Source organism: Acidocella aquatica (genome assembly GCF_030160635.1).
GTDB classification, from domain to species: Bacteria; Pseudomonadota; Alphaproteobacteria; order Acetobacterales; family Acetobacteraceae; genus Acidocella; species Acidocella aquatica.
This window is the reverse complement of the sequence record NZ_BSOS01000013.1, coordinates 90,501-113,043: the sequence shown is the minus strand read 5'-3', so window position 1 is coordinate 113,043 and position 22,543 is coordinate 90,501. Positions and strand designations below refer to the sequence as shown.

General features: G+C 63.6%; 26 protein-coding genes and 1 tRNA gene. 19 read left to right on the top strand and 8 right to left on the bottom strand.

Annotated features, from left to right (window positions below):
- Positions 1 to 28: 28 nt before the first annotated feature.
- Together QQJ84_RS04970 and msrA are read left to right on the top strand one after the other, a co-directional pair.
- Complete coding sequence (locus QQJ84_RS04970) at positions 29 to 442, top strand: EVE domain-containing protein (protein WP_284256989.1); 414 nt, start codon at positions 29 to 31, stop codon at positions 440 to 442.
- Positions 439 to 993, top strand: coding sequence for a peptide-methionine (S)-S-oxide reductase MsrA (gene msrA / locus QQJ84_RS04965; protein WP_284256988.1), 555 nt, complete (start codon positions 439 to 441; stop codon positions 991 to 993). Before QQJ84_RS04970 ends, msrA begins: the two co-directional genes overlap by 4 nt.
- Positions 994 to 1,024: 31 nt before the next feature.
- On the opposite strand, the gene QQJ84_RS04960 is transcribed toward msrA, so the two are convergent.
- Together QQJ84_RS04960 and QQJ84_RS04955 are read right to left on the bottom strand one after the other, a co-directional pair.
- Complete coding sequence (locus QQJ84_RS04960) at positions 1,025 to 1,258, bottom strand: Flp family type IVb pilin (protein ID WP_284256987.1); 234 nt, start codon at positions 1,256 to 1,258, stop codon at positions 1,025 to 1,027.
- 45 nt (positions 1,259 to 1,303) lie between these two features.
- A tRNA-Cys gene (locus QQJ84_RS04955) sits at positions 1,304 to 1,377 on the bottom strand.
- A gap of 136 nt (positions 1,378 to 1,513) precedes the next feature.
- Between QQJ84_RS04955 and QQJ84_RS04950 the strand changes: the two genes are divergently transcribed.
- Genes QQJ84_RS04950 through QQJ84_RS04935 form a run of 4 tightly spaced genes read left to right on the top strand, consistent with a single transcriptional unit; the run spans position 1,514 to position 6,980 of the window.
- Positions 1,514 to 2,170: a protein-L-isoaspartate O-methyltransferase family protein gene (locus QQJ84_RS04950; RefSeq protein ID WP_284256986.1), complete on the top strand. Its 657-nt coding sequence runs from the start codon at positions 1,514 to 1,516 to the stop codon at positions 2,168 to 2,170.
- Between the two features lie 20 nt (positions 2,171 to 2,190).
- Positions 2,191 to 3,684, top strand: a complete 1,494-nt coding sequence (locus tag QQJ84_RS04945) for a TolC family outer membrane protein (RefSeq protein WP_284256985.1) — start codon at positions 2,191 to 2,193, stop codon at positions 3,682 to 3,684.
- A gap of 8 nt (positions 3,685 to 3,692) precedes the next feature.
- A complete protein-coding gene (locus QQJ84_RS04940; RefSeq protein ID WP_284256984.1) occupies positions 3,693 to 4,304 on the top strand; it encodes a DUF2497 domain-containing protein in 612 nt (203 codons plus the stop codon).
- A 30-nt stretch (positions 4,305 to 4,334) separates the two neighbouring features.
- Positions 4,335 to 6,980 carry a valine--tRNA ligase gene (locus QQJ84_RS04935; RefSeq protein WP_408861791.1) on the top strand — a complete coding sequence of 882 codons (2,646 nt, stop codon included), beginning with the start codon at positions 4,335 to 4,337 and terminating at the stop codon, positions 6,978 to 6,980.
- Between the two features lie 9 nt (positions 6,981 to 6,989).
- On the opposite strand, the gene QQJ84_RS04930 is transcribed toward QQJ84_RS04935, so the two are convergent.
- Complete coding sequence (locus QQJ84_RS04930) at positions 6,990 to 7,769, bottom strand: glycosyltransferase family protein (RefSeq protein ID WP_284256983.1); 780 nt, start codon at positions 7,767 to 7,769, stop codon at positions 6,990 to 6,992.
- A gap of 101 nt (positions 7,770 to 7,870) precedes the next feature.
- Between QQJ84_RS04930 and QQJ84_RS04925 the strand changes: the two genes are divergently transcribed.
- Positions 7,871 to 8,545, top strand: a complete 675-nt coding sequence (locus tag QQJ84_RS04925) for a class I SAM-dependent methyltransferase (protein WP_284256982.1) — start codon at positions 7,871 to 7,873, stop codon at positions 8,543 to 8,545.
- Between the two features lie 97 nt (positions 8,546 to 8,642).
- Positions 8,643 to 9,077 (top strand): GNAT family N-acetyltransferase, encoded by a 435-nt coding sequence (locus tag QQJ84_RS04920; RefSeq protein ID WP_284256981.1) that lies wholly within the window; start codon positions 8,643 to 8,645, stop codon positions 9,075 to 9,077.
- Here QQJ84_RS04920 and QQJ84_RS04915 read toward each other — a convergent pair.
- Positions 9,074 to 10,132 carry a hypothetical protein gene (locus tag QQJ84_RS04915; RefSeq protein ID WP_284256980.1) on the bottom strand — a complete coding sequence of 353 codons (1,059 nt, stop codon included), beginning with the start codon at positions 10,130 to 10,132 and terminating at the stop codon, positions 9,074 to 9,076. The genes QQJ84_RS04920 and QQJ84_RS04915 overlap by 4 nt on opposite strands.
- A 160-nt stretch (positions 10,133 to 10,292) precedes the next feature.
- Positions 10,293 to 10,901 (bottom strand): superoxide dismutase, encoded by a 609-nt coding sequence (locus tag QQJ84_RS04910; RefSeq protein WP_284256979.1) that lies wholly within the window; start codon positions 10,899 to 10,901, stop codon positions 10,293 to 10,295.
- 57 nt (positions 10,902 to 10,958) lie between these two features.
- Here QQJ84_RS04910 and QQJ84_RS04905 point away from each other — a divergent pair, with 57 nt between their 5' ends.
- Complete coding sequence (locus QQJ84_RS04905; protein ID WP_284256978.1) at positions 10,959 to 11,663, top strand: phytoene/squalene synthase family protein; 705 nt, start codon at positions 10,959 to 10,961, stop codon at positions 11,661 to 11,663.
- Here QQJ84_RS04905 and QQJ84_RS04900 read toward each other — a convergent pair.
- Complete coding sequence (locus QQJ84_RS04900) at positions 11,647 to 12,573, bottom strand: oxidoreductase (RefSeq protein ID WP_284256977.1); 927 nt, start codon at positions 12,571 to 12,573, stop codon at positions 11,647 to 11,649. The two genes, QQJ84_RS04905 and QQJ84_RS04900, sit on opposite strands and share 17 nt — an antisense overlap.
- Position 12,574: 1 nt before the next feature.
- Positions 12,575 to 13,567, bottom strand: coding sequence for a porphobilinogen synthase (gene hemB / locus QQJ84_RS04895; RefSeq protein WP_284256976.1), 993 nt, complete (start codon positions 13,565 to 13,567; stop codon positions 12,575 to 12,577).
- A 255-nt stretch (positions 13,568 to 13,822) separates the two neighbouring features.
- On the opposite strand from hemB, the gene QQJ84_RS04890 reads away from it, so the two are divergent.
- The 10 genes from QQJ84_RS04890 (at position 13,823) to thiL (ending at position 22,208) form a co-directional block, all read left to right on the top strand.
- Positions 13,823 to 15,091, top strand: a complete 1,269-nt coding sequence (locus QQJ84_RS04890) for an NRAMP family divalent metal transporter (protein WP_284256975.1) — start codon at positions 13,823 to 13,825, stop codon at positions 15,089 to 15,091.
- A gap of 70 nt (positions 15,092 to 15,161) precedes the next feature.
- Positions 15,162 to 15,620, top strand: coding sequence for a ribose 5-phosphate isomerase B (rpiB, locus tag QQJ84_RS04885; RefSeq protein WP_284256973.1), 459 nt, complete (start codon positions 15,162 to 15,164; stop codon positions 15,618 to 15,620).
- A complete protein-coding gene (glyA, locus tag QQJ84_RS04880) occupies positions 15,617 to 16,915 on the top strand; it encodes a serine hydroxymethyltransferase (protein ID WP_284256972.1) in 1,299 nt (432 codons plus the stop codon). Before rpiB ends, glyA begins: the two co-directional genes overlap by 4 nt.
- A gap of 15 nt (positions 16,916 to 16,930) precedes the next feature.
- A complete protein-coding gene (gene nrdR, locus QQJ84_RS04875; RefSeq protein ID WP_284256970.1) occupies positions 16,931 to 17,404 on the top strand; it encodes a transcriptional regulator NrdR in 474 nt (157 codons plus the stop codon).
- The gene (ribD, locus tag QQJ84_RS04870; protein WP_284256969.1) at positions 17,401 to 18,507 is read left to right on the top strand and encodes a bifunctional diaminohydroxyphosphoribosylaminopyrimidine deaminase/5-amino-6-(5-phosphoribosylamino)uracil reductase RibD; all 1,107 of its coding nucleotides are present in this window, start codon (positions 17,401 to 17,403) and stop codon (positions 18,505 to 18,507) included. The genes nrdR and ribD overlap by 4 nt, the downstream gene beginning before the upstream one ends.
- 2 nt (positions 18,508 to 18,509) lie before the next feature.
- Entirely contained in the window at positions 18,510 to 19,124 is a 615-nt protein-coding gene (locus QQJ84_RS04865; RefSeq protein WP_284256968.1) for a riboflavin synthase, read from the top strand.
- Positions 19,125 to 19,181: 57 nt separating this feature from the next.
- Entirely contained in the window at positions 19,182 to 20,321 is a 1,140-nt protein-coding gene (gene ribB / locus QQJ84_RS04860; RefSeq protein WP_284256967.1) for a 3,4-dihydroxy-2-butanone-4-phosphate synthase, read from the top strand.
- Positions 20,318 to 20,797 (top strand): 6,7-dimethyl-8-ribityllumazine synthase, encoded by a 480-nt coding sequence (gene ribH, locus QQJ84_RS04855; RefSeq protein ID WP_284256966.1) that lies wholly within the window; start codon positions 20,318 to 20,320, stop codon positions 20,795 to 20,797. Before ribB ends, ribH begins: the two co-directional genes overlap by 4 nt.
- Positions 20,794 to 21,273, top strand: a complete 480-nt coding sequence (gene nusB / locus QQJ84_RS04850; protein WP_284256965.1) for a transcription antitermination factor NusB — start codon at positions 20,794 to 20,796, stop codon at positions 21,271 to 21,273. Before ribH ends, nusB begins: the two co-directional genes overlap by 4 nt.
- Complete coding sequence (thiL, locus tag QQJ84_RS04845; protein WP_284256964.1) at positions 21,270 to 22,208, top strand: thiamine-phosphate kinase; 939 nt, start codon at positions 21,270 to 21,272, stop codon at positions 22,206 to 22,208. Before nusB ends, thiL begins: the two co-directional genes overlap by 4 nt.
- Before the next feature lie 109 nt (positions 22,209 to 22,317).
- On the opposite strand, the gene rpmG is transcribed toward thiL, so the two are convergent.
- Positions 22,318 to 22,485: a 50S ribosomal protein L33 gene (gene rpmG, locus QQJ84_RS04840; protein ID WP_284256963.1), complete on the bottom strand. Its 168-nt coding sequence runs from the start codon at positions 22,483 to 22,485 to the stop codon at positions 22,318 to 22,320.
- Between the last annotated feature and the right edge of the window lie 58 nt (positions 22,486 to 22,543).

Sequence of the window (22,543 nt, the reverse complement as noted above, 5' to 3'; positions counted from 1 at the left end):
CGCCCGGGAATCCGATTACAGTAATGTCATGACAAACTACTGGCTGGTAAAATCCGAACCCGACGCCTTCTCCTGGGAGCAACAGGTTAAAAACCGCGTGGAACCCTGGACCGGCGTGCGCAACCACAGCGCCAAACTCAACCTGATGGCCATGAAGAAGGGCGATCTGGCCTTTTTCTACCATTCCAACATCGGCAAGGAGATTGTCGGCATCGTTAAAGTCGTGGCCGAAGCCTACCCGGACCCCACGGCCGAGAGCGGCGCCTGGGTCTGTGTTGACATGCAGGCGGTCCAACCGCTCCCGCGCCCGGTCTCCCTTGCAACCATCAAATCCGACCCCAGGTTCAAGGACCTTGCCCTGGTCCGTCTCTCCCGCCTCTCCGTCGCCCCGGTGAGCGCCGAACACTGGGCAGCATTGTGTGAATTAGGAGGCGTTAAATGACCGAGACGGCAAAAACTGAAACCGCGATTCTGGGCGGCGGCTGCTTCTGGTGCACCGAAGCCGCCTTCACCGAGCTGGCCGGTGTCACCGCCGTCCAATCCGGCTACGCCGGCGGCCAGATCGCAAACCCGTCCTATAAACAAGTCTGCACCGGCGCCACCGGCCATGCCGAGGTCGTCCAGGTCACTTATCGCCCCGAAATCCTCTCCTTTGAGGATTTGCTGCGCGTCTTTTTCACCATTCATGATCCCACAACCCTCAACCGCCAGGGCGCTGACATCGGCACCCAATACCGCTCCGTCATTTTCTATGCGGATGCCGCCCAAAAGGCCGCGGCTGAAAAAATCATCGCCGAATTCGAATCATCCGGCGCCTGGGGCCAAAAAATCGTCACCGAACTCTCCCCCGCGCCGATTTTCTACCGCGCCGAGCCCGAGCACGACCAATACTTCGCCCGCAACCCTTATTCGGGCTATTGCAACGCCGTCATCGCCCCAAAAATCACCAAGTTGCGCAAAGTTTTCGCGTCACGGCTCCGCAAACCCGCTTAAATTCCGTCTCGCCGGGGCGCGCGGTGATGGGTTAGTCAATAGTGGTTGGCGGCCTGGGCGCGATAGGCGCGGCGGGGGCGGTGGCCGCGGTGAATGCGGTGTCGACGCTGTTGAATGTTGCGCTGACACCTTTGCCCAGCAAAGTGACGGAGGAAATGATGACGACCGCGATCAGCGATGCCAGTATTGCATACTCGATCGAGGTTACGCCGCGGCGGTCAGTACAAAATGGTACAATTTTCATGTAAGTTTGGTAATGAATCATTTACCGTTTAGCAATGCCGGTTGAAAGGCGCCCGCCGCGCGTTGCTGGAGGTCCGGGCCGGAATCGAACCGGCATACGCGGATTTGCAGTCCGCTACATCACCACTCTGCCACCGGACCCTGGGGTGTGGCGCTGTATATCCCCGGCCCGCCGCTTCCGGTCAAGCCATGAGGCGTCTTATTTGCCGCCGCGGTTGAGTTATCCCCCTCGTGACCGCTATATAGCGCGCGTAATCAGTTGAGAGAGAAGGTCTATATGACGCAGCCAGCCACCCAGGATATCGCACGTAATAAGATGGTGGACGGTCAGGTCAGGCCGAATCAGGTGAGCGACCCGAGGGTGATTGAGGCCATGCGGAGCTTGCCGCGCGAGGCGTTCGCGCCTGCCGGGGCGCTTGCCTATGCCGACACGGATATAGACCTGGGGCAGGGGCGGTTTTTGGCATCGCCGCTGGTGACCGCGCGGCTGGCGCAGCTGGTGCTGGCGAATAATCCCGCCGAAGTGCTGGTGGTGGGGGCGGGCAGCGGCTATCTGGCCGCGGTGCTGGCGGCCTGCGGCGCGCGGGTGGTGGCGCTGGAGGAAGAGGCGCGGCTGCAAGGCGGGGCGCTGGCGCAATATGCGCCTGAGGTCGAATCGGTTTGCGCGCCGCTGGCGGCGGGCTACCCCGCTGGCGGCCCTTATGACGTGATTGTGATTGAAGGCGCGGTTCCCGCAATTCCAGAAAATTTTGCGTCTCAATTGGCGCCTGGGGGGCGTGTTGTCGCCATTCTGGCTGATGGCGATGAGCCGGGGGGGCTTGGCCGGGCGGTTAGCGCCGAAGCGGTGGGCAAGGAATTCGTGACAGTGCGGGCGTTTGATTGCACAGCGCGCATACTGCCGGCCTTCCGCCGCGCGCCTGCCTTTAGTCTCTGATTATGAACGGATTTACTTCGATGCGCTCCATGCTTCTTGCCGGCCTTGCGATGAGCGCGGGCATGGTTCTGCTGCCGCGCGCCGTATGGGCTGATGGGCCGCAAACGCTCACCCAGGCGCTGAGCGAAGCCTATGACAATAACGCGACCTTGCAGGCGCAGCGTGCCGCTTTGCGCGCCACGGATGAGCAGGTGCCCACAGCGCTCTCCGGCTGGCGGCCGACGGTGACGGTTGGCGCCACGGCGGGGCGGCTGACGGGGACCGAGGTGTTGCCCAGTGTTCCGGGCAAGCCCGCTGATGGCAGCTATAAAGTTACCCAGAACCGCGACCAGCTGGTCGGCCAGGTGCAGGTGACGCAGCCGATCTATTCCGGCGGAAAAGTCATCGATTCAACCCGCCAGGCCAAAAACAGCGTTTACGCCGCGCGCGCGCAGCTGCTCGCCACCGAGCAGACCGTGTTTCTCAACGTGGTCAGCGCCTATGTCACCGTGATTACCGACCGGCAGGTGCTGGCGCTCGACCAGAGCGACCAGAATGTGCTGGAGCAGCAGTTGAAGGCGACTGTTGAGCAGTTCAACGTCGGCGAGATAACGCTGACCTCGGTGGCGCAGGCGCAGGCGGCGCTTGCGGCGGCCAAGGAGCAGGTCGAGGTCGCGGATGGCAATCTGCAGATTGCCAAGGAGAATTTCCGCCAGCTGGTGGGGGACTATCCATCGGCGTCGCTGGTGCCGCCGCAGCCGCTGGCGCTGCCGGTTTCCTCCAAGGAGCAGGCCGCCGCCGCCGCGCTGGCCAATAACCCAAATGTGATCGCCGCTGAGTTCAACGACGCCGCGGGCAAGGATGCGGTGGACGTGGCTTATTCCGCGCTGCTGCCGCAGCTCTCGGTGCAGGCTTCCGCCTATAGCCAGCAGGGGGCAGCCGGGCCGAACACGCGCCTCACGGGCGGTTCGGTGCTCGGGCAATTGACCGTGCCGTTGTATCAGGGCGGGGCGGAATATTCGGCGATCCGGCAGGCGCGGGCCAAGGAACAGCAGGCTTTTGCAGGAATTCTCGACGCCCAGCGAACCTCCTATGCGCAGGCGACCCAGGCCTGGGTGGGGCTGATGGCCGCGCGTGATGCCATTATGAGCACGAATGCCGAGATCAAGGCCAACGCCATCGCGCTCGACGGCACCGAGCGCGAGGACCTGGTCGGCACGCGCACGACACTCGATGTGTTGAACGCCCAACAATTGTTGTTGAATTCTCAGGTACAACAGGTCCAGAATATATCAACACTTGTTAATAATTCATACACGGTGGCGGCGGCGATCGGCCGGCTCACCGCAACCGACCTAGGATTGCCCGTAGACCAGTATAATGACCTTAAATACTATAAATCTGTTAAATATGCCGGTTTTGGCACCGGAGAGGCGGCTGATGAAGAGGCTGGGGTTGCGCCTGACGGTAGCTTGCTAACCGCCAGCACGGCTCCTGAGATAGCGGATGAGCCCCAAGGTTCATCTGCTCATTGAAAGATGACATGATGAGTGACAGCAGCAACGATTTTAATAACTCAGGAGCCGGTGGCGGCGCTGAGCCTTCGATGGAAGAGATCCAGGCGTCGATCCGCCGCATCCTCCGTGAGGAGGGCGAAAACCAGAGTTCCCAGGAGGAGGACCAGGAAGACGACGTGCTCCAGCTCGATGCGTCGATGCTGGCGGTGCAACCCCCGGCCGGGCCAGCCGTTGCCAAGGCAGATGGCACCAATGAACAGGCCGGCCGCTCCGAGCAAACCGTGTTTCCGCCTGAGCGGGAGCGCGAGCTGAACATGTACCAGCCCCCCTCTGGCGGGCAGGGCGCTGCTTATAACCTGGAACCGGAAGAGGAAGGCTTGATGGAAAACAACGTACAAATCCCCAAAGGTCTGGTTGGCGATGAGGCCACGAATTCGATTGCGAACACCATCGGTACGCTGGTCCACAGCATCAGCACCGAGCGCGCCGTGGCGGTGAGCCGGGGCGGCATCACCATTGAGGATCTGGTCCGCGAGGAGATCAAGCCGGTGCTGAAGGCATGGCTGGATACGCAATTGCCGAGTCTGGTTGAACGGGTCGTTCGGGCCGAGATCAAGCGCGTGATCGACCGCACCTGAAGCTGACGCATTTTATTCTAAGGATTTGTCTTGACCACGTTGGATAAACATTTCGAGCCGGCCTCGGCTGAGGCACGGCTCTATAGCGGCTGGGAGCAATCCGGGGCGTTCGCGGCCGCGCCGCTCGGCAAAGCGGCTCCCTACAGCATCATGATCCCGCCGCCGAATGTGACCGGCAGCCTGCATGTGGGCCATGCGCTGACCATGACCTTGCAGGATATTTTCGTGCGCTACCGGCGTATGCAGGGGCGCGATGTGCTCTGGCAGCCGGGCACCGACCATGCGGGCATCGCCACGCAGATGGTGGTGGAGCGCCTGTTGGACAAGGAAAAGACCACCCGCAAGGCGCTCGGGCGCGAGACGTTTCTCTCGCGCGTGTGGCAATGGAAGGAAGAGTCCGGCGGGGCGATTACGCAGCAGCTGCGCCGCCTGGGCGCCTCGCCCGATTGGGCGCGTGAGCGTTTCACCATGGATGAGGGGCTCTCGGTCGCGGTGCGCGAGGTGTTCGTGCGCCTGCATGAGGAAGGGCTGATATATCAGGATAAGCGCCTGGTGAACTGGGACCCGGCGCTGCAGACCGCGATCTCCGACCTTGAGGTTGAGACCCGGGATGTGAAGGGGCATCTGTGGCATATCCGCTACCCGGTTGAGGGCGGCGGCGAGATTGTGGTGGCGACGACGCGGCCGGAGACCATGCTGGGCGATACCGCCGTGGCGGTGCACGGCGAAAACGCGCGTTATTACGGGTTGGTCGGCAAGCATGTGATCCTGCCGCTGACCGGGCGGCGGATCCCGATTATCGCCGATGACTACGCCGACCCTGAGAAGGGCACGGGCGCTGTGAAGATCACCCCGGCGCATGATTTCAACGATTTTGAGGTAGGCAGGCGGCACGGGCTGGCCACCCCCTCGATTCTCGACCGCCAGGGGCGCATCACGCTCGCCGAGTTGGGCGAGATGCCGGAATTCGTGCGCAGCCTGGAAGGCATGGAGCGTTTTGCCGCGCGCAAAGTGATTGTGGCCGAGCTGGAGCGGCTTGAGGTGCTGGCGGAGACAAAGCCACACCCGCATGCGGTGCCGCATGGCGACCGTTCGGGCGTGCCGATTGAGCCGCTGTTGACCACGCAATGGTATTGCAACGCCGGTGTGCTGGCGCAGCCGGCGATTGCGGCGGTGGAAAGTGGTGCGATTAAATTCGTGCCGCAGCAGTGGGAGAACACGTTCTTTGCCTGGATGCGCGACATTCAGCCCTGGTGCATCTCGCGCCAGCTCTGGTGGGGGCATCGCATACCGGCGTGGTACGGGCCGGATGGCGCGGTTTATGTGGCGCGCTCTGAGGCGCAAGCGCAGGCGCAGGCCGGCGAAGGTGTGGTGCTGACGCAGGATGAGGATGTGCTGGACACATGGTTCTCCTCGGCGCTGTGGCCGTTCTCAACCCTCGGCTGGCCCGAACAGACGCCCGAGCTTGCGAAATACTACCCGACCGACACGCTGGTGACGGGCTTTGACATCATCTTCTTCTGGGTGGCCCGGATGATGATGATGGGTCTTCACTTCATGGGCGATGTTCCCTTCCGCACCGTGTATATCCATGGCCTGGTGCGTGACGAGAAGGGACAGAAAATGTCCAAGTCGAAGGGCAATGTCATCGATCCGCTCAACCTGATCGAGGCTTACGGCACGGATGCGCTGCGCTACTCGGTGGCGGCGGCGGCCGGGCAGGGGCGCGATGTGAAGCTCGGCGCCAAGATTGTTGAAAATAACCGTGGATTTATCACCAAGATATGGAACGCCGCGCGGTTTTTGGAGATGAACGGCGTCAAGCCGAACCCGGATTTTTCACCCGAGGCGGCACAGCTTCCACTGTCGCGCTGGATACTTGTCAAAGCCAATGCGGCGATACGATCCGCAACCGAAGCGCTGGATGCCTTCCGCCCGAATGATTACGCGCAGGCCTGCTACCGCTTCGCCTGGGGCGATGTGTGCGACTGGTTCATCGAATTCGCCAAGCCCGGTTTCGCGGGCGCCGATGCGGCGGAGATTCGTGATGTTGCCGCCTATGTGCTGGGGGTTTTGCTGCGGCTGATGCATCCGCTGATCCCCTTCGTGACGGAAGAGTTATGGGATCATTTCGGCTACGGGCCGCAATATTCGTTGATCAATGCGCCCTGGCCGGAGCCGGTTGGCGTGTATGAACCAGAATCGGCGCGCGCCGAAGTGCAATGGGTGGTCGACCTTATCTCCCAGGTGCGGACCGTGCGCTCAGAGATGAATGTGCCGCCCTCGATCAAATCGCCGGTATTGTTGCAGGATGCGGCGGCGGAAACGCTGACGCGCGGGGCGCAATGGTTTGAGGCGATCTCGCGCATGGCGCGCGCCTCGGCGTTTGGTCCGCTGACCGGCGAGGTGCCGCATGGTTGCGCGCAGGCGGTGCTGGGCGAGGCGACCATCGTATTGCCGCTGGCCGAGATCATCGACCTCACCGCCGAGCGCGCCCGCCTGGCCGCAACGCGCGCGAAGGCGGCGGCGGAGTTGCAGAAGGTGGAGCAGAAACTCGCCAATGCCGATTTCGTCAGCCGCGCGCCGGAGGCGATTTTGGAAGAACACAGGGAGCGCAAGGAGAGTTTCTCGGCCGAGGTGGCGCGGCTGGATGCGGCGCTGCAACGGATCGCGTAGCGAGCCGGCTTATGGCTTGCCCGCGTCCTCATAGGCTGATCCCATGATTTTCATGCGCATGGGGTGCAGCCCGTCCTTTTCGTTGAGTTCGTAAAACACAGTGGCTTTTCCGGTGCCCTTCACCTGGTGGTGGCGCGTCAGAAAGGCGAAGACGCTGCGGTCCGCCGAGCCGGTGTCTCCGGCGAGGGGCATATTCCAGTGCGGCGCGGCCAGCGGGCAGGCGAGCTTGTTGATCATGAGGCAGTTGGGGTCGACAAAACCGCCGAAACGCTCCTGAAACATGCCCTGGCCGGGGCCTACGGACTCCCACGTGTCAACACAGATGGGCCGCCGGGTCTGGTCATGTACAAACCAGCGCAACGCAAAGGCCCATTGCGCCTCCTCGGTCGCGGCGCGCATCTGGCGCAGATGGTCGGGGTGCCACCAGTTGTCGTCATCGAGATAGGCAACATAAGGCGAGTTGGCCAGATAGGTGAGCACGGCGCGCAAGCATCCGCCGTCGCTGGGCGGGGTGAGGCCGCCATGGCGGACCGAGGTGGAATACCCGGGCCAGAACGCCTGCACCACGCAATGCGAAGGCCGGGCCGCGCAGGCGGCATCGAGCACGGCGAGGTCGCCCTCCATGACATCGATGCCGACCAGCACCTGAATGGTGCCGGGGAAATTCTGCGCGAAAATGCTCTCCAGCGCCTGGCGCAGCACGGGGCGGAGCAGGGTTGGAATGACCACGGCGGCATCCATGGTTTTTTGCAGGCCAAGATCGCCGTAGGTGCGTAAAAAACCTTGCATCACGGGGCTCTCCGGTGGGTTGGGGCGTGGACTTGTTGATGGTTTGGAACAATTGTATCGGTTACGGAGGGGTTCCGCAATTTTAACGCCCGGAGGCATGAATGCGGGTCAGGCAGGAAATTATTGACAGGCTTTATGCCGGTGCCGATCCGTTCAGCAACTTCCCGGAAAATCTGTTCCAGGTGGATACGCAGGGCTGGAACAGCCAGCATCCTTATCTGTCGCGCGCCATAGATGTTGCGCGGCCAAAAATCATCGTCGAAATCGGTGTGTGGAAGGGCGGCTCCACCCTCTTCATGGCCGAGCATCTGCGCCGGCTTGAGCTGGACGCCGTGGTGATCGCGGTTGATACTTGGCTAGGCTCCTGGGACCATTGGATCAACCCGGCATTGCGCGCGCAGCTGAGCTTCCTCAACGGTTATCCGAATTTCTTCTATAAGTTCATGAATAATGTGAAGGCGCTCAAGCTGGAGAATTATGTCGTTCCCTTGCCGCTGGATTCACTGAATGCCAGCGAGACTTTGAAGTTTTTGCGGATTCAGCCTGATATCGTGCATATCGATGCCGGGCATGATTATCGCGCCGTGAAAGCTGATATCGAGACTTGGTGGCCCCTGATCAAACCCAATGGTTTTCTGATCGGCGATGATTATCACCGGGAGGTTTGGCCGGGGGTTTGCCAGGCGTTCGATGAATTCGCGGTGGCCTGCGGGGATGGGAAGGTCGAGCATTTCGACAAGAAGTGTATTTTCAGGAAGGCGCCCGAGGCCGCCTGAGACGGCGGCGGTAAGCGCCTTGCAGGCGATGGGCGCGAAGATTAAGGCTGCTGAAATGGCTATGGTGATCACGCAAATAAACCAAGGAAACCAGTCAATGATCCGTGAAATTCAACCCGCTGACCGCGCGCAATGGGACCCGCTGTGGCAGGGCTACCTGAGCTTCTACAAAACCGAACTTCCCGCTGCGGCCACGGAGGTTTTATGGAGCCGCTTCTTCAACCCCGCCGAGCCGGTGAACTGCCTGGTGGCCGAGGAGAACGGAAAGCTGCTCGGTCTCGTGCATTATATTTTCCACCGTAATACCTGGGAGGTGGAGGATGTCTGTTACCTCGAGGATTTGTTCACGGCGCCCGAGGCGCGGGGCAAGGGCGTGGGCCGGGCGTTGATCGAGGCGGTGTATGAGAAGGCTAGGCAGGCGAAGTCTAAGCGCGTGTACTGGATGACGCATGAGACCAACAAGCAGGCGATGATCCTGTATGATCAGGTCGCCGACAAGCCTGGGTTCGTGCAGTACCGTAAATACATTTAAGCTGGCTTTGGCCGTTCCGAGATAACCGGCAGGATGGCTTGCAGCCTTGCCGGGAGCAGCCCGACGGCGAATTTGCGGGTTGGGTTCCAGAAGGCCGAGAGCAGCAGCAGCGCCGCGCCAATGACAAACCCGGCGGCGGCGAAGCTCACCTCGGGCGAACCGGCGGTGCGGATCAGCCCGCTGATGGCATATATCACATAGATCAGCGCCGCGGTGAGAATGGCCCGGCGGTCGATGATGAGGGCAAGCAGCGTCATCAACAGATAAAGCCCGGCCACGAGTGCGGCGCGGCCATAAGCATTCTGGCCGGGTGAGAAGACGCCCAGCATATGGAACAGCGCATGAACAATGATGGGCGCCGCGGCCAGATGCAGCCAGAAGGCAACATCGGTCCGCCGTGTGGCGCGCTGGCGGTCGCTCATGTCCCAGTGCATGGCGAGCGCGAACAGCGCCAGCCCGCCGAGCAGGTGCAGCACCGGCAGGCCGTATTGCAGGCCGGGGATGAACATGCGCAGCAGGGCGAGCAGGCTGGTCAGCCCGGTGAGGCCCATGAACGCGGCGGTGATGGGAACCTGAAAGCGGCGCCAGTGCAGCACATAGGCCAGCGTCATGAAGCCGCTGACGGCGAACAGGTCAAACTGCGCGTTCCACAGATTGGTGAGTACGAAAATATCCGCCTGTTTCAGGGCGTGGGCGATGAGGTCGGCGAACAGAAGCGCGCAGCCCAGGCCGTAGCCGAGTGCCAGCACGATGCTGGGCAGCGAGAGGCGGCGGCGGCGGGTGAAATATTCGGCCAGCCCCCATGAAAACCCGGTTATGGCCGCACCGCCGAAGAGAAAGGAGCTTCTCCCGGCCAGCCAGCCGGCGCCGGTGAGGAACACCACCATGGCGATGGAGATGAAAATATCATTAAAGCCGGTGAGCAGGCGGAATTGCTCTTGATCGGGCGCGGCGCGGTGCTGGCCGACGAAGCTGCGCAGGGCGTCGGCGGCCTCGGGTTTGAGCGCCCCGGCGGCGACCGCGGCGTCAAGCTCTTCGTCGTTATAAATGGTCATCGTGCTCCGGGGGGTTCGCGCTGTAAAAAAAGGGGGCTTAGAGCCTGATCGCTTTAAATGCGATCAGGCTCTGGCCATTTTTCTGAGGGCGATTCACGCTTTCGGCTTGCTCGGTTGAGCGAACCTCAAACGATCGCACTCTAAAAGCCCCCTTTTTGTCTCAACCGGCCAGAAGTGCGGCTTCGGCGAATTCGTAGTTGGCGATTTTGTCCAGCCAGTTGGTGATGTAGTCCGGGCGGCGGTTGCGGAAGTCGAGGTAGTAGCTGTGCTCCCACACGTCGAGCGCCAGAAGCACCTTGCCCTCGCCGGTGGCGAGCGGGTTGGCGCCGTTGGGGGTTTTGGCCATTTTCAGCTTGCCGTCGGCGGCCAGCACGAGCCAGGCCCAGCCGGAGCCGAACTGGCCGACGCCCGCGGCCTTGAACGCATCCTTGAACGCCGCCACGGAGCCGAAGTCTTCAACCAGCTTGGCTTCCAGCTTGGGCGGGATCACGCCGCCCTTGGGGCTCATGTTCTGCCAGAAGAGGTTGTGGTTCCAATGCTGCCCGGCATTGTTGAACACCGGGGCCAGCTCCGGCTTGTTGTACGAGAAGGTGACGATTTCCTCGAGGGTCTTGCCCTGCAGATCGGCGTTTTTCTCAACGAAGCCGTTCAGCGCGGTCACATAGGCCTGGTGGTGCTTGCCGTGATGCAGTTCCAGCGTTTCCTCGCACATGCCGGCGGCGGCCAGCGCGGTTTTGGCGTAGGGGAGGGTGGGGAGTTCAAAAGCCATCAGCGGGTCTCCTTGTTAAAAGTTTTCTTCGTCGTGACGATTAGCTATGGACTGCGCATGTCTCCGTCAAGCGACCATTTACACCTCCAGCGTCTGCAGCGCGCTGATCCTGACCGTTATTTCTGCACCCTCTTTGCCCCGCCCGAGGCGCGCGGCAGCCTGGCGCTGCTGTATCTGTTCAACAATGAGCTGGCGCGCGCGCGCGAGGTGGCTTCCGAGCCATTGCTGGCGCGCATCCGCCTGCAATGGTGGCGCGAGGTGGTGGAGGGGGAGGCGAAGAAACACGAAATCGCCACGCCGCTCAGCGCCGCGCTGGAGGCCGGGGTTTTCGCGCGGGCGGATTTGCTGGGATTGATCGAGGCGCGCGAGATGGAGGCGGAGGGGGAAATTCCCGACGCGGCGGCGTTTTTCGCCTATGCGCGCGGCACGGCGGGCCGGTTGGCGCGCATCGCGGGGAAGGTTTTGGGCGCCGATTCGCCAGTCGTTGAGGATTTGGGCACCGCCTACGGTGTTTCCGGCATTCTGCGCGCGGTCTCGTTTCTGGCGGCGCAGGACCGTTCGCTGTTGCCGGCTGACGCAACGCCGCTGGAAGGGCTGGTGGCGCAGGCGCGGGCGTTGCTCAACCAGCGCCCCCCGCGCGCGGCGCTGGCGGCCGCCCTCCCGGCGGTGTTCGCCAGGCGAGACCTGGGCAAGCCGTTTGCCCCGCGAAGCCTGAGTGACAAATTCGCCGTGCTGCGCGCGGCGTTTACGGGCCGGGTGTGATGCTGAGCGCAGTCAGGGCCTCGGCGGCCTCCCACAGCGCCCGGGCCACGCCTGCGTCCAGCGCGTGTTTCTCCGGCCTGGCCTTGCCCGGCGGGCCACGGAATTCCTTGAAGCCGGTGGGGCCGTAATAGCCGCCGGGGGTTACATCCGCCGCGGTGGCGGCCAATAGCGTGGGCAGCGCCCCGGCCTCGCCGGATTGCGAGATGAACGGCTCAACCAGTTTAAGGCCAAGCGCCGTGAGGCTCCCGGCGCCGGGGCCATTGGCGATCAGCTCGGTGCGCGCGATGCCGGGATGCGCCGCCAGCGAGAGCAACCCCCAGCCCCCGGCATCCGAGCGGCGCTGCAATTCCATGGCGAACATCAGCATCGCCAGCTTTGATTGGCTATATGCCTGCCAGGGCTTGTAGGCGCGCACGCACTGCAAATCCGTCAGGTCAATCCGCCCCTGCCGGTGGGCGATGGAGGAGAGCTGGATCACCCGTGGCGCCGGGGCCTTCATCAACGCGGGGAGCAGCAGTGCGGTGAGGGCGAAATGTCCCAGAAAATTCACACCGAGTTGTTGCTCGAAACCATCGGCGGTGACCTGCCGGGCGGGGGTGGCCATCACGCCCGCGTTGTTGATCAGAAGGTCGAGCGTGCCGTGCGCGGCTTTGAAGCGGGCTGCGAAATCATGCACCGAGGCGAGGCGGGCGAGGTCCAGCGCCTCGAACATCGCCCGGCCGGGGGCCGCGGCGTTTATTTTGGCCGCCGCCGCAGCACCTTTTTCAGCGTTGCGGCAGGCCAGGATCACATTGGCCCCGGCCTTTGCCAGTTCCAGCGCGGTGAAATAGCCGATCCCGCTATTGGCCCCGGTGATAACCGCCAGTTTTCCCGCCTGCGAGGGAATATCGCCAGAAGCCCATGCGTTCATCTCAGCCCTCCAGAAGTTTAGCTGCCTCCACCGCAAAATAAGTCAGCACACCCGAACACCCGGCGCGCTTGAAGCCGAGCAGGCTTTCCATCATGGCGCGGTCGTGGTCCATCCAGCCGTTTTGCACCGCCGCCATGATCATCGCATATTCGCCCGAGACCTGATAGGCGAACACCGGCACCTCGAAGCGCTGTTTCACCCGTAATATGATGTCGAGATACGGCATGCCGGGTTTCACCATCACCATGTCCGCACCCTCGGCGAGGTCCATCGCCACCTCGTGCAGCGCCTCCTCGGCGTTGGCGGGGTTCATCTGGTAGGTTTTCTTGTCCCCCTTCAGTGCGCCGCCGGAACCGATGGCATCGCGGAACGGGCCGTAGAAGGCGGAGGCGTATTTGGCGGCGTAGCTCATGATGCGGGTGTTGATGAACCCGGCCTCGTCCAGCCCGGCGCGGATGGCGCCGATGCGCCCGTCCATCATGTCCGACGGGGCGATGATGTCGATACCCGCCGCCGCCTGGTTCACCGCCTGGCGCACCAGGATTTTCACGCTCTCGTCGTTGACCACATAGCCGTCTTCCAGAATGCCGTCGTGCCCGTGGTCGGTATAGGGGTCGAGCGCCACATCGCCGACCAGGGCGATCTCGGGGAATTCGGCCTTCAGGATGCGCGCCGCCTGGCACATCAGGTTGTTGGCGTTCAGCGCCTCGGTGGCGGTGGGGTTTTTCAGCCCGGCCGGGGTGGCGGGGAACAGCGCGATGGCGGGGATTTTCAGCCGCGCGGCGGCTTCGGCATGTTTGGCCAGGCCATCCAGCCCGGTGCGCGAGACGCCGGGCATCGAGGCAACAGGCGTGGCCGCGCCGCCGCCCTCACGGATGAAGATCGGCCAGATCAGGTCGTCAGTTGAGAGTTTATGCTCCGCCACCAGCCGCCTTGTGGCGTCATCATAGCGGTTGCGGCGCAGGCGGGTATTGGGGAAGGAGCGGTTTATCATGGCGCCAGATTAGAGGGTTCGCGCCCTGATTGCGAGGTGACGCCAGCGCATTGCTGCAATCGGCGCGGGGTCTTTCCGGCCCTTGACGGGCGCGGCTGGGGATGGCTAAAACAGCCTGACAAAATGCGAATAATTCTTAATTGCAGTTGAAGGCGTTTCTTGCTGGTTTGATCTGCATCAATGCGGGGGCCACGCGATGCACTGAAAGTGGATGAGAATGAATTGCAACTATACCCCGAGCGGAGCCGCGTGTTGATGCCATCGACGACCAAGTGCCAGAGCATCCAGTCCTCGCTGGGTAGATATTTCACAACCTTGCCCTGGATGGCGGTGTTTGGCCCCGGCCTCGTGGTCATGCTGGCCGATACCGATGTCGGCTCCATCATCACCGCCGGGCAGAGCGGCGTGCAATGGGGCTATAAGCTGCTCGCGGTGCAGCTCATATTGGTGCCGATCCTCTATGTCGTGCAGGAGCTTACCGTGCGGCTGGGGATTTTCACCGGCCGGGGGCATGGCGAGCTGATCCGCGATTGTTTCGGCCCGAAATGGGCATGGCTCTCCGCCGCCGGGCTCTCGGTTGCCACCATCGGCGCGTTGCTCACCGAGTTTTCCGGCGTGGCCGGCATTGGCGATCTCTACGGGGTGCCGCATTACGTCTCGCTGCCGCTGGCGGTTACCGCGCTGCTGGCGGTGGTGCTGACCGGCTCATACCGCCGGGTGGAGCGCGCCGCCATCGTCATCGGCCTGTTCGAGCTGGCGTTCTTTTTTGTCGCATGGGCGGCGCGGCCCGACCTTTCGGTCATGTTGCGCCAGTCCGTGCAGATCCCCGTGTTCAACCCGCATTTCGAGTATCTGGTCGCGGCCAATATCGGTGCCGTCATCATGCCCTGGATGATTTTTTATCAGCAATCGGCCATCGCCGATAAAAAGCTCGACCCAAGCCACTACACCGCCGCGAAATGGGATACCGCGCTCGGCGCCTTGGTCACGCAGTTGGTCATGGCCGCTGTCCTCATCGCCGCCGCCGCTTCCATCCGTCCGCACGCACCCCAGGCGAGCCTGAACACGGTCGGCGACATGAGCCTGGCGATGACCCCTTATCTCGGCCCGCAATTCGGCCGGCTGATTTTTGGGCTTGGCGTCATCGGTGCGGGCATGGTGGCCGCGATTGTCGCCTCGCTGGCTCTGGCCTGGGGGCTGGGCGAGGTCGCGGGGTATAAGCGCTCGCTGGAGCACCATCCGCTCAAGGCCCGTTGGTTCTATGGTGTTTACGCGCTTTGTGTCATCGGCGGCGCGGTGCTGGTGGGGGTTACGCCCAACCTCATCAGCCTGAATGTCGGCGTGCAGGTGATGAACGCGCTGCTGCTGCCGATGGTGCTGGGCTTTCTGGTCCGGCTTTCCCGTCTCGCGCTGCCGCCCGCGCACCGGCTGCAAGGCACATATAAATGGGTGGTCATCGCCGTTTGCGGCGTCACCTGCGCGTTTGGCGTGCTGGGCGGGCTCGGCGGGTTCTTCATTTCCTGAAACCCAGCCTCCCGCCCCGGAGGGCCGCATGTTATTTCCTTATCGTGAAACCTCATGATAAACGGGGCGCATGACTCGTTCTTTGATCGTAGCGCTGGGCGCTGACCACGGTGGTATTACCCTTAAAAACCGGCTCGCCGCCGCCATGGCCGAGGCCGGTCATCAATTGCTGGATTTCGGCACGGATGGCCCGGCCAGCGTGGATTATCCCGATTTTGCCCATGCCGTATGCGGCGCGGTGGCGGGCGGGCAGGCTGACCTTGGCATTCTCGTCTGCGGCACCGGCATCGGCATGAGCATTGCCGCCAACCGCAACCCCGCGATTCGCTGCGCCTTGGTGCATGATGTCACCACCGCCCGGCTCACCCGCGCGCATAACGATGCCAACGTGCTCGCGCTGGGCGCGCGCATCATTGGCGAGGAAGTGGCGCTGGATATCCTGCAGACCTTTCTTTCCACCCCCTATGAGGGCGGGCGGCATGACCGCCGCCTCGCCAAACTCAACCCCTCAACGGAGCCCGCCGCATGAACGAGCAAAGCACAACCCCTCATCTCGCGCGTTTCTTCAACGCCCCGCTGGCCCAGACCGACCCTGAACTGGCCGCGATTCTGCACCAGGAGCTGGTGCGTGAGCAGGACGGGATCGAGCTGATCGCCTCGGAGAACATCGTCTCCGCCGCGGTGCTGGCAGCCCAAGGCTCGGTGCTCACCAATAAATACGCCGAGGGCTACCCCGGCAAGCGCTATTACGGCGGATGCGGCCCGGCGGACCTCGCCGAGACCCTGGCGATCGAGCGGGCGAAGAAGCTGTTCAACGCGGGTTTCGCCAATGTGCAGGCCAACTCCGGCAGCCAGGCCAACCAGTCGGTGTTTCTCGCGCTGGTGCAGCCGGGCGACACGATTCTCGGCATGTCGCTGGCCGCCGGCGGGCATCTCACCCATGGCGCCGCGCCCAACATGTCGGGCAAGTGGTTCCATGCCGTGCAATACGGCGTGCGCCGCGATGACGGGATTCTCGACTACGAGGAGCTGGAGGCCCTGGCCCGCCAGCACAAGCCCAAGCTGATCATCGCGGGCGGCTCCGCCTATCCGCGCTTTATCGACTTCGCGCGCATCCGCGCCGTGGCCGATGAAGTCGGCGCCTATTTCATGGTGGACATGGCGCATTTCGCCGGGCTGGTCGCGGCGGGCATTTTCCCCTCGCCGATGGAGCATGCGCATGTGGTCACCACCACCACGCATAAAACCCTGCGCGGCCCGCGCGGCGGCATGGTGCTCACCAACCATGAGGACATTGCCAAAAAGATCAACTCGGCGATTTTCCCCGGCCTGCAGGGCGGCCCGCTGATGCATGTGATCGCCGCCAAGGCGGTGGCCTTTGGCGAGGCGTTGCACCCTGATTTCCTCACCTACCAGAAATCCGTGGTCGCCAACGCGAAAACCCTGGCGGCGACGCTGGTGGAGCAGGGGCTGGCGATTGTCACCGGCGGCACCGATTCGCATCTGCTGCTGGTTGACCTGCGGCCGAAACACACAACCGGCAAGGCGGCCGAGGCGAGCCTGGAGCGCGCGCATATCACCGCCAATAAAAACGCCATCCCCTTCGACCCGGAAAAACCGTTCATCACCTCCGGCATCCGCCTCGGCGCCCCGGCGGCGACCTCGCGCGGCTTCGGCGTCGCGGAATTCCGCGAGGTCGGGCAGATGATCGGCCAGGTTCTGGACGGTCTGGCGAAGTCGAACGACGGCACCAACGCGCTGGCGGAACAGGAAGTCGGCGCGCGGGTGAAGGCACTCTGCGCGCGCTTCCCGATTTACCGTTAAGCGAGGGACGGAAACATGCGCTGCCCGTTCTGTGGCGAGGCTGATACCCAGGTTAAAGACAGCCGCCCCACTGAAGATGGCAGCGCCATCCGCCGCCGCCGCTTCTGCGGCGGTTGCGGGCAACGCTTCACCACGGTTGAGCGCGTGCAGCTGCGCGAGCTCGTCGTGGTTAAGGCCGATGACCGCCGTGTCGCCTTCGACCGTGAAAAACTCGCCCGCTCGGTGCGCATCGCCATGCGCAAGCGCCCGTTCAACGAGGAGCGGATTGAGCGCATCGTCAACGGCATCGTCCGCCAGCTCGAGGCCAGCGGCGAGACCGAGGTGAAGAGCCACGACATCGGCGAGCTGGTGATGGAGACGCTCAAGGCGGTGGATACGGTGGCCTATGTGCGCTTCGCCTCGGTCTACCGCGATTTCCGCGAGGCCAAGGATTTTGAGAATTTTCTTGGCGATATGAGTGAACTGCCGAAGCCAAAGCTGGACGAATGAGTGCGATAAAAACAGACGAGGCGCATATGCGCGCCGCCCTTGCCCTGGCCCGCCGGGGCCTGGGTGAGACCGCGCCCAATCCTTCCGTGGGCTGCGTCATCGTGGCGCAGGGCCGGGTGGCGGGGCGCGGGCGCACCGCGGCGGGGGGGCGCCCACATGCCGAGGTCGAGGCGCTGAAGATGGCCGGAACCGCCGCCCGTGGCGCGACCGCCTATGTGACGCTGGAGCCGTGCGCGTTTACTGGAAAAACAGGACCTTGCACGGAAGCATTAATCGAATCTGGGATCAAGCGCGTGGTCATCGGCGCGGGCGACCCGCACCCGAAGGTAAACGGCGCCGGGGTGGCGCAATTGCGGGCCGCCGGGGTCGAGGTGACGGAAAATATCCTGCAAAAAGAATGTTCCGCGGTGATTTCCGGGTTCGCCAGCGTGGTGCTGCGGCAGCGCCCGCTGGTTCGCCTCAAGCTTGCTTCCACGCTGGATGGCCGGATCGCCACCAGCACCAGGGAGTCGCAATGGCTGACCGGCGAGGCCGCGCGCCGGGCGGTGCACGCCATCCGGGGGCGGCATGATGCGGTGCTTGTGGGTGTCGGCACGGTGCTCTCCGACGACCCTGACCTGACCTGCCGGATCGATGGTTTCCGCGCCAGCCCGCTGATCCGCATTATCGTGGACAGTCATTTGCGCACGCCGCTGATGAGCCGGCTGGTGCGCAGCGCCGGGCAGCATCCGTTGTGGATTTTGCACCGCAATGGCGCTGATGCCCTGCGTAAGCGGGCGCTGGAGGCCGCAGGGGTGAAACTGATCGAACTGCCATGCTGCGCCGCCGGGGTTGATCTGGTGGCGGGGCTTCATGCGCTGGCGAAACACGGGCTGACGCGCGTTCTGGCCGAGGGCGGCGGCACGCTGGCCGCCGGTCTGCTGCGCGACGGGCTGGTTGACCGGCTGGCCTGGTTTCATGCGCCCAGCATCATCGGCGGCGACGGCTGGCCCGCCGCGCAGGCTTTTGGTGTCACCACTTTGGCTTCCATGCCCCGCTTCCGGCTGATGGCGCAGGAGCGTTTCGGCGATGACATGCTCACCACCTACCGTAAGGCCGATTAAAAATGTTCACGGGTCTGATTACCGGCGTTGGAACAGTGCGCGCGGTCCAGCCGATCGGCCAGGGCCGGGATGCGCGCTTTGTCATTGAAACCCCGGCCGATGCCGGCTGGCATGCGGGCGAGATCAAGCTCGGCGCCTCCATCGCCTGCTCCGGCTGCTGCCTCACCGTGGTGGAATTCGGCCCCGGCTGGTTCGCGGTGGAGGTCTCGGCCGAGACACTGGCCTTTACCACGCTGGGCGCCTGGGCGCCGGGCAGCCTGGTCAACCTGGAAGGCTCGCTGCGCCTGGGCGACGAGCTGGGCGGGCATATCGTCTCCGGCCATGTTGACGGCGTGGCCGAGGTGCTCTCCGCGACCCCCGAGAACGCCTCGGTCCGCTGGAAATTCCGCCTGCCGGACGCGCTGGCCCCCTTCGTGGCGCAAAAAGGCAGCATCGCCATCAACGGCGTCTCGCTCACCGTGAATGAGGTCGAGGGCACGGTTTTTGGCGTCAACATCATTGCGCACACGGCGGCGCATACCAATTTCGCAACATTGCGGCCCGGCGAGAGGGTGAACATAGAAATCGACATGCTGGCGCGCTACGTCGCGCGGCAGCTCGCTTTTCAGCATGCGTAAACATTTACACACGATAACTCACATGGCCGCCGCGGCGGCGCTAAAGGACAACGCCTTATGGACGCCCTGAAATCGACGCTGAAAACAGCGGGACTGCATGAATATATCTCCTCGGCGGCCGAGATCATCGAGGAAGCGCGCGCCGGGCGGATTTTCATCCTGGTCGATGACGAAGACCGTGAGAACGAGGGCGATCTGGTGATCCCGGCGCAGTTCGCCACGCCTGATGCCATCAACTTCATGGCCAAGCACGCGCGCGGGCTCATCTGCCTGGCGCTGACCAGGAGCCGGGTGGAGCGGCTGGGCATTCCGCTGATGAGCAAGGCCAACGGCACCCGCCACGAGACTGCTTTCACCGTCTCCATCGAGGCGCGCGAAGGGGTCACCACCGGTATTTCCGCGGCTGACCGGGCGCGCACCATCGCGGTGGCCATCAACCCCGAGCTGGGGCGCGATGACATCGTCACCCCCGGCCATGTTTTTCCGCTGATGGCGCGTGACGGCGGCACCCTGGTCCGTGCCGGGCATACCGAGGCGGCGGTGGACATTGCCCGCCTCGCCGGGCTGACCCCCGCCGGGGTGATCTGCGAGATCATGAACGATGACGGCACCATGGCCCGCCTGCCGGACCTGGTGGCCTATGCGCAGCGTCATAACCTCAAGCTTGGCACCATCGCTGACCTCATCGCCTATCGCCGGACCACGGAGCGCCTGGTGAAGGCCGTGGAACAGGGGGTGGTGACCGCGCCAAACGGCTTCCATTGGCGGATGATCGCCTACCAGAGCCAGGTTGACCAGGTGGAGCATCTGGTGATGGTGATGGGCGATGTGAACGGCGGTGAGCCGGTATTGGTGCGCATGCATGCCGTGGATACGGTGACCGACGTTGTGGGCGGCGAGCATCTGGCCAGCCTGCACGGGGCGATGCGCCAGATTGCCGCCGCCGGGCGCGGCGTGGTCGTGCTGATCCGCGAAAACCGCAACACCGTGGTCTCCGAGCGCATCCGCGACCTTGTGAACGGCCGCACCGCGGCGCCAACCCTGCGCGACTACGGCATCGGCGCGCAGATACTGATCGATCTGGGCGTGAAGGACATGATCCTGCTCTCCAACCACAAGCGCACCATCGTCGGCCTGGAGGGCTACGGGCTGAACATGGTCGAGCAGCGCGCCATTGAAGGAATTGACGAGAAATGAGCACCGCTGACGCGCCGGCCCCCAAGGCGCCCGAACTCTCCGGCCCGGCGCCCAAAATCCTCATCGTCAGCGCGCCTTATTATCATCATGTGGTGGACGGCATGCTGGCGGCGGCACGGGAGATTTTTGCCCAGGTGAATGCCGAGCTGAGCATCGTGGAGGTCTCCGGCGCTTTCGAGCTGCCGCAGGGGGTCGCCATCGCGGCCAGGAGCGGCAAGGGGTTCGATGGTTATATCGCGCTTGGCTGCGTCGTGCGCGGCGAGACTGACCATTATGAGTTCATCTGCTCCGCCGCCATGGACGGGCTGATGCGCGTCGCGGTGGATAACGGCGTCTGCCTCGGCACCGCCGTGCTGACCGTGGACACGCTGGCCCAGGCGGTGGCGCGCAGCCACGAGACCGGCGCCAACAAAGGCGCGGAAGCGGCGGTTGCCTGTCTCAGGCAGATCGCGCTGGCCCGGTTGATGGCGATATGAGCGCGCGCCCCAGAACCCTCTCGCGCGTGGCCGCGGTGCAGGCGCTGTATCAGGCCGAGCAGGGGGCAACCAGCCCGGAAACGGTGATCGACCAGTTCGTGCGCCACCGGATCGGCGGCGATGCCCCCGGCCATGGCGACATGAACGAGGGCCGGTTGAAGGCCGCCGATGTGCCGCTGTTCGCGCGCATCGTGCGCACGGCGACGCAGCAGCAGGACACGATAGACGCCATGCTGGTGGCCGCACTGCCTGAAAGCTGGCCGCTGGCGCGCATCGACCCCGTGTTGCGCGCGCTGATGCGCGCCGGTGGCGCGGAGCTGTGGATGAGCGATGGCCCGCCTGCGAAAGTGGTCATCAACGAATATCTGGACGTGGCGCACGGGTTTTTCTCGGGCGACGAGCCGCGCATGGCCAACGGCATCCTCGATCGCCTGGCGCATTTGCTCCGCCCGGCCGAATTCCAAACCGCCGGATGAGCGACGAATTCTCTCGCATTGCAAAATATTTTGCACCGTTGGCGGGGGAAGAAGGCAGGGGGCTGACTGACGATGCGGCGGTGCTGGCGCCGCCGCCGGGGCGCGAGCTGGTGCTAACCGTCGACCAGATGCTGGAGGATGTGCATTTCCTCCCCGGTGACGACCCGGCGCTGATCGCGCGCAAGCTGCTGCGCCGCAACCTCTCCGACCTCGCGGCGATGGGGGCGGTGCCGCTCGGTTATCTGCTCACCATCGCGCTGCCCGATGGCGTGGGGGAGGACTGGCTGGCAGGCTTCTCGCAAGGGCTCGCGCGGGATCAGAAAATTTTCAATATCAAGCTCTTTGGCGGCGACTCGTCCTCCAGCCGGGGCAAAATATCGCTGAGCGCGACGTTGATTGGCCATGTTGCCCCCGGCGCCGCGCTGAGCCGCAATGGCGCGCGGGCGGGCGATGGCATCTGGGTGAGCGGCACCATCGGCGACGCGGCGCTCGGGCTGCAGGCGCGGCTGGGCCGCCTCGCGGACCCGTCAGGCTTTCTCACCGCCCGTTCGCTGCTGCCGGAGCCGCGTGTGGGGCTGGCGCTGGCCGGTGTGGTGTCGGCCGCCATCGATGTCTCGGACGGGCTGGTGCAGGATCTGGGGCATATGTGCAAAGGCGCCGGGTTAAGCGCCGTCATCCGCGCCGGGCTGGTGCCGGTCTCGGCGGCGGCAGCGGCAGCCTCCGGCGAGGCGGCGCTGGAAACCCGGTTGACCGGCGGTGATGACTACGAACTGCTGCTGGCGGTGCCCCCCGGCCAGGGCGAGGCGCTAAAGGCTGCCTGCGGCGACCTGCCGGTGACAAAAATAGGCATGTTCCAGGCGGGCGCCGGTGTGCATGTGCTCAACGACGCGGGCGCCATGATGCAATTCACCCGGCCCGGCTGGCGGCATTTCTAGAGTGCGATCGTTTGGGAACTCCACGAACGCGCAAAAAACCCCGGCGCAGGTCTGCGCCAGGGGTTTTGGCAAGGCCGTGTAACCTGCTCCCCCGTGCGGGGGAGAGGAATTACTTGATCTTGGCTTCCTTGAACTTCACATGCTTGCGCACGACGGGGTCGTACTTGTTCAGCTCAAGCTTTGTGGTCTGCGCACGCGCGTTCTTCTTGGTCACATAAAAATAACCAGTGTCCGCGGTGGAAATCAGTTTAATTTGAACGACGTTAGATTTGGCCATGTTGAGAATCTCCAGAAGCGCGCCGTATGGCGCATTTTGCGCGGGTTGGTCAAGGGTT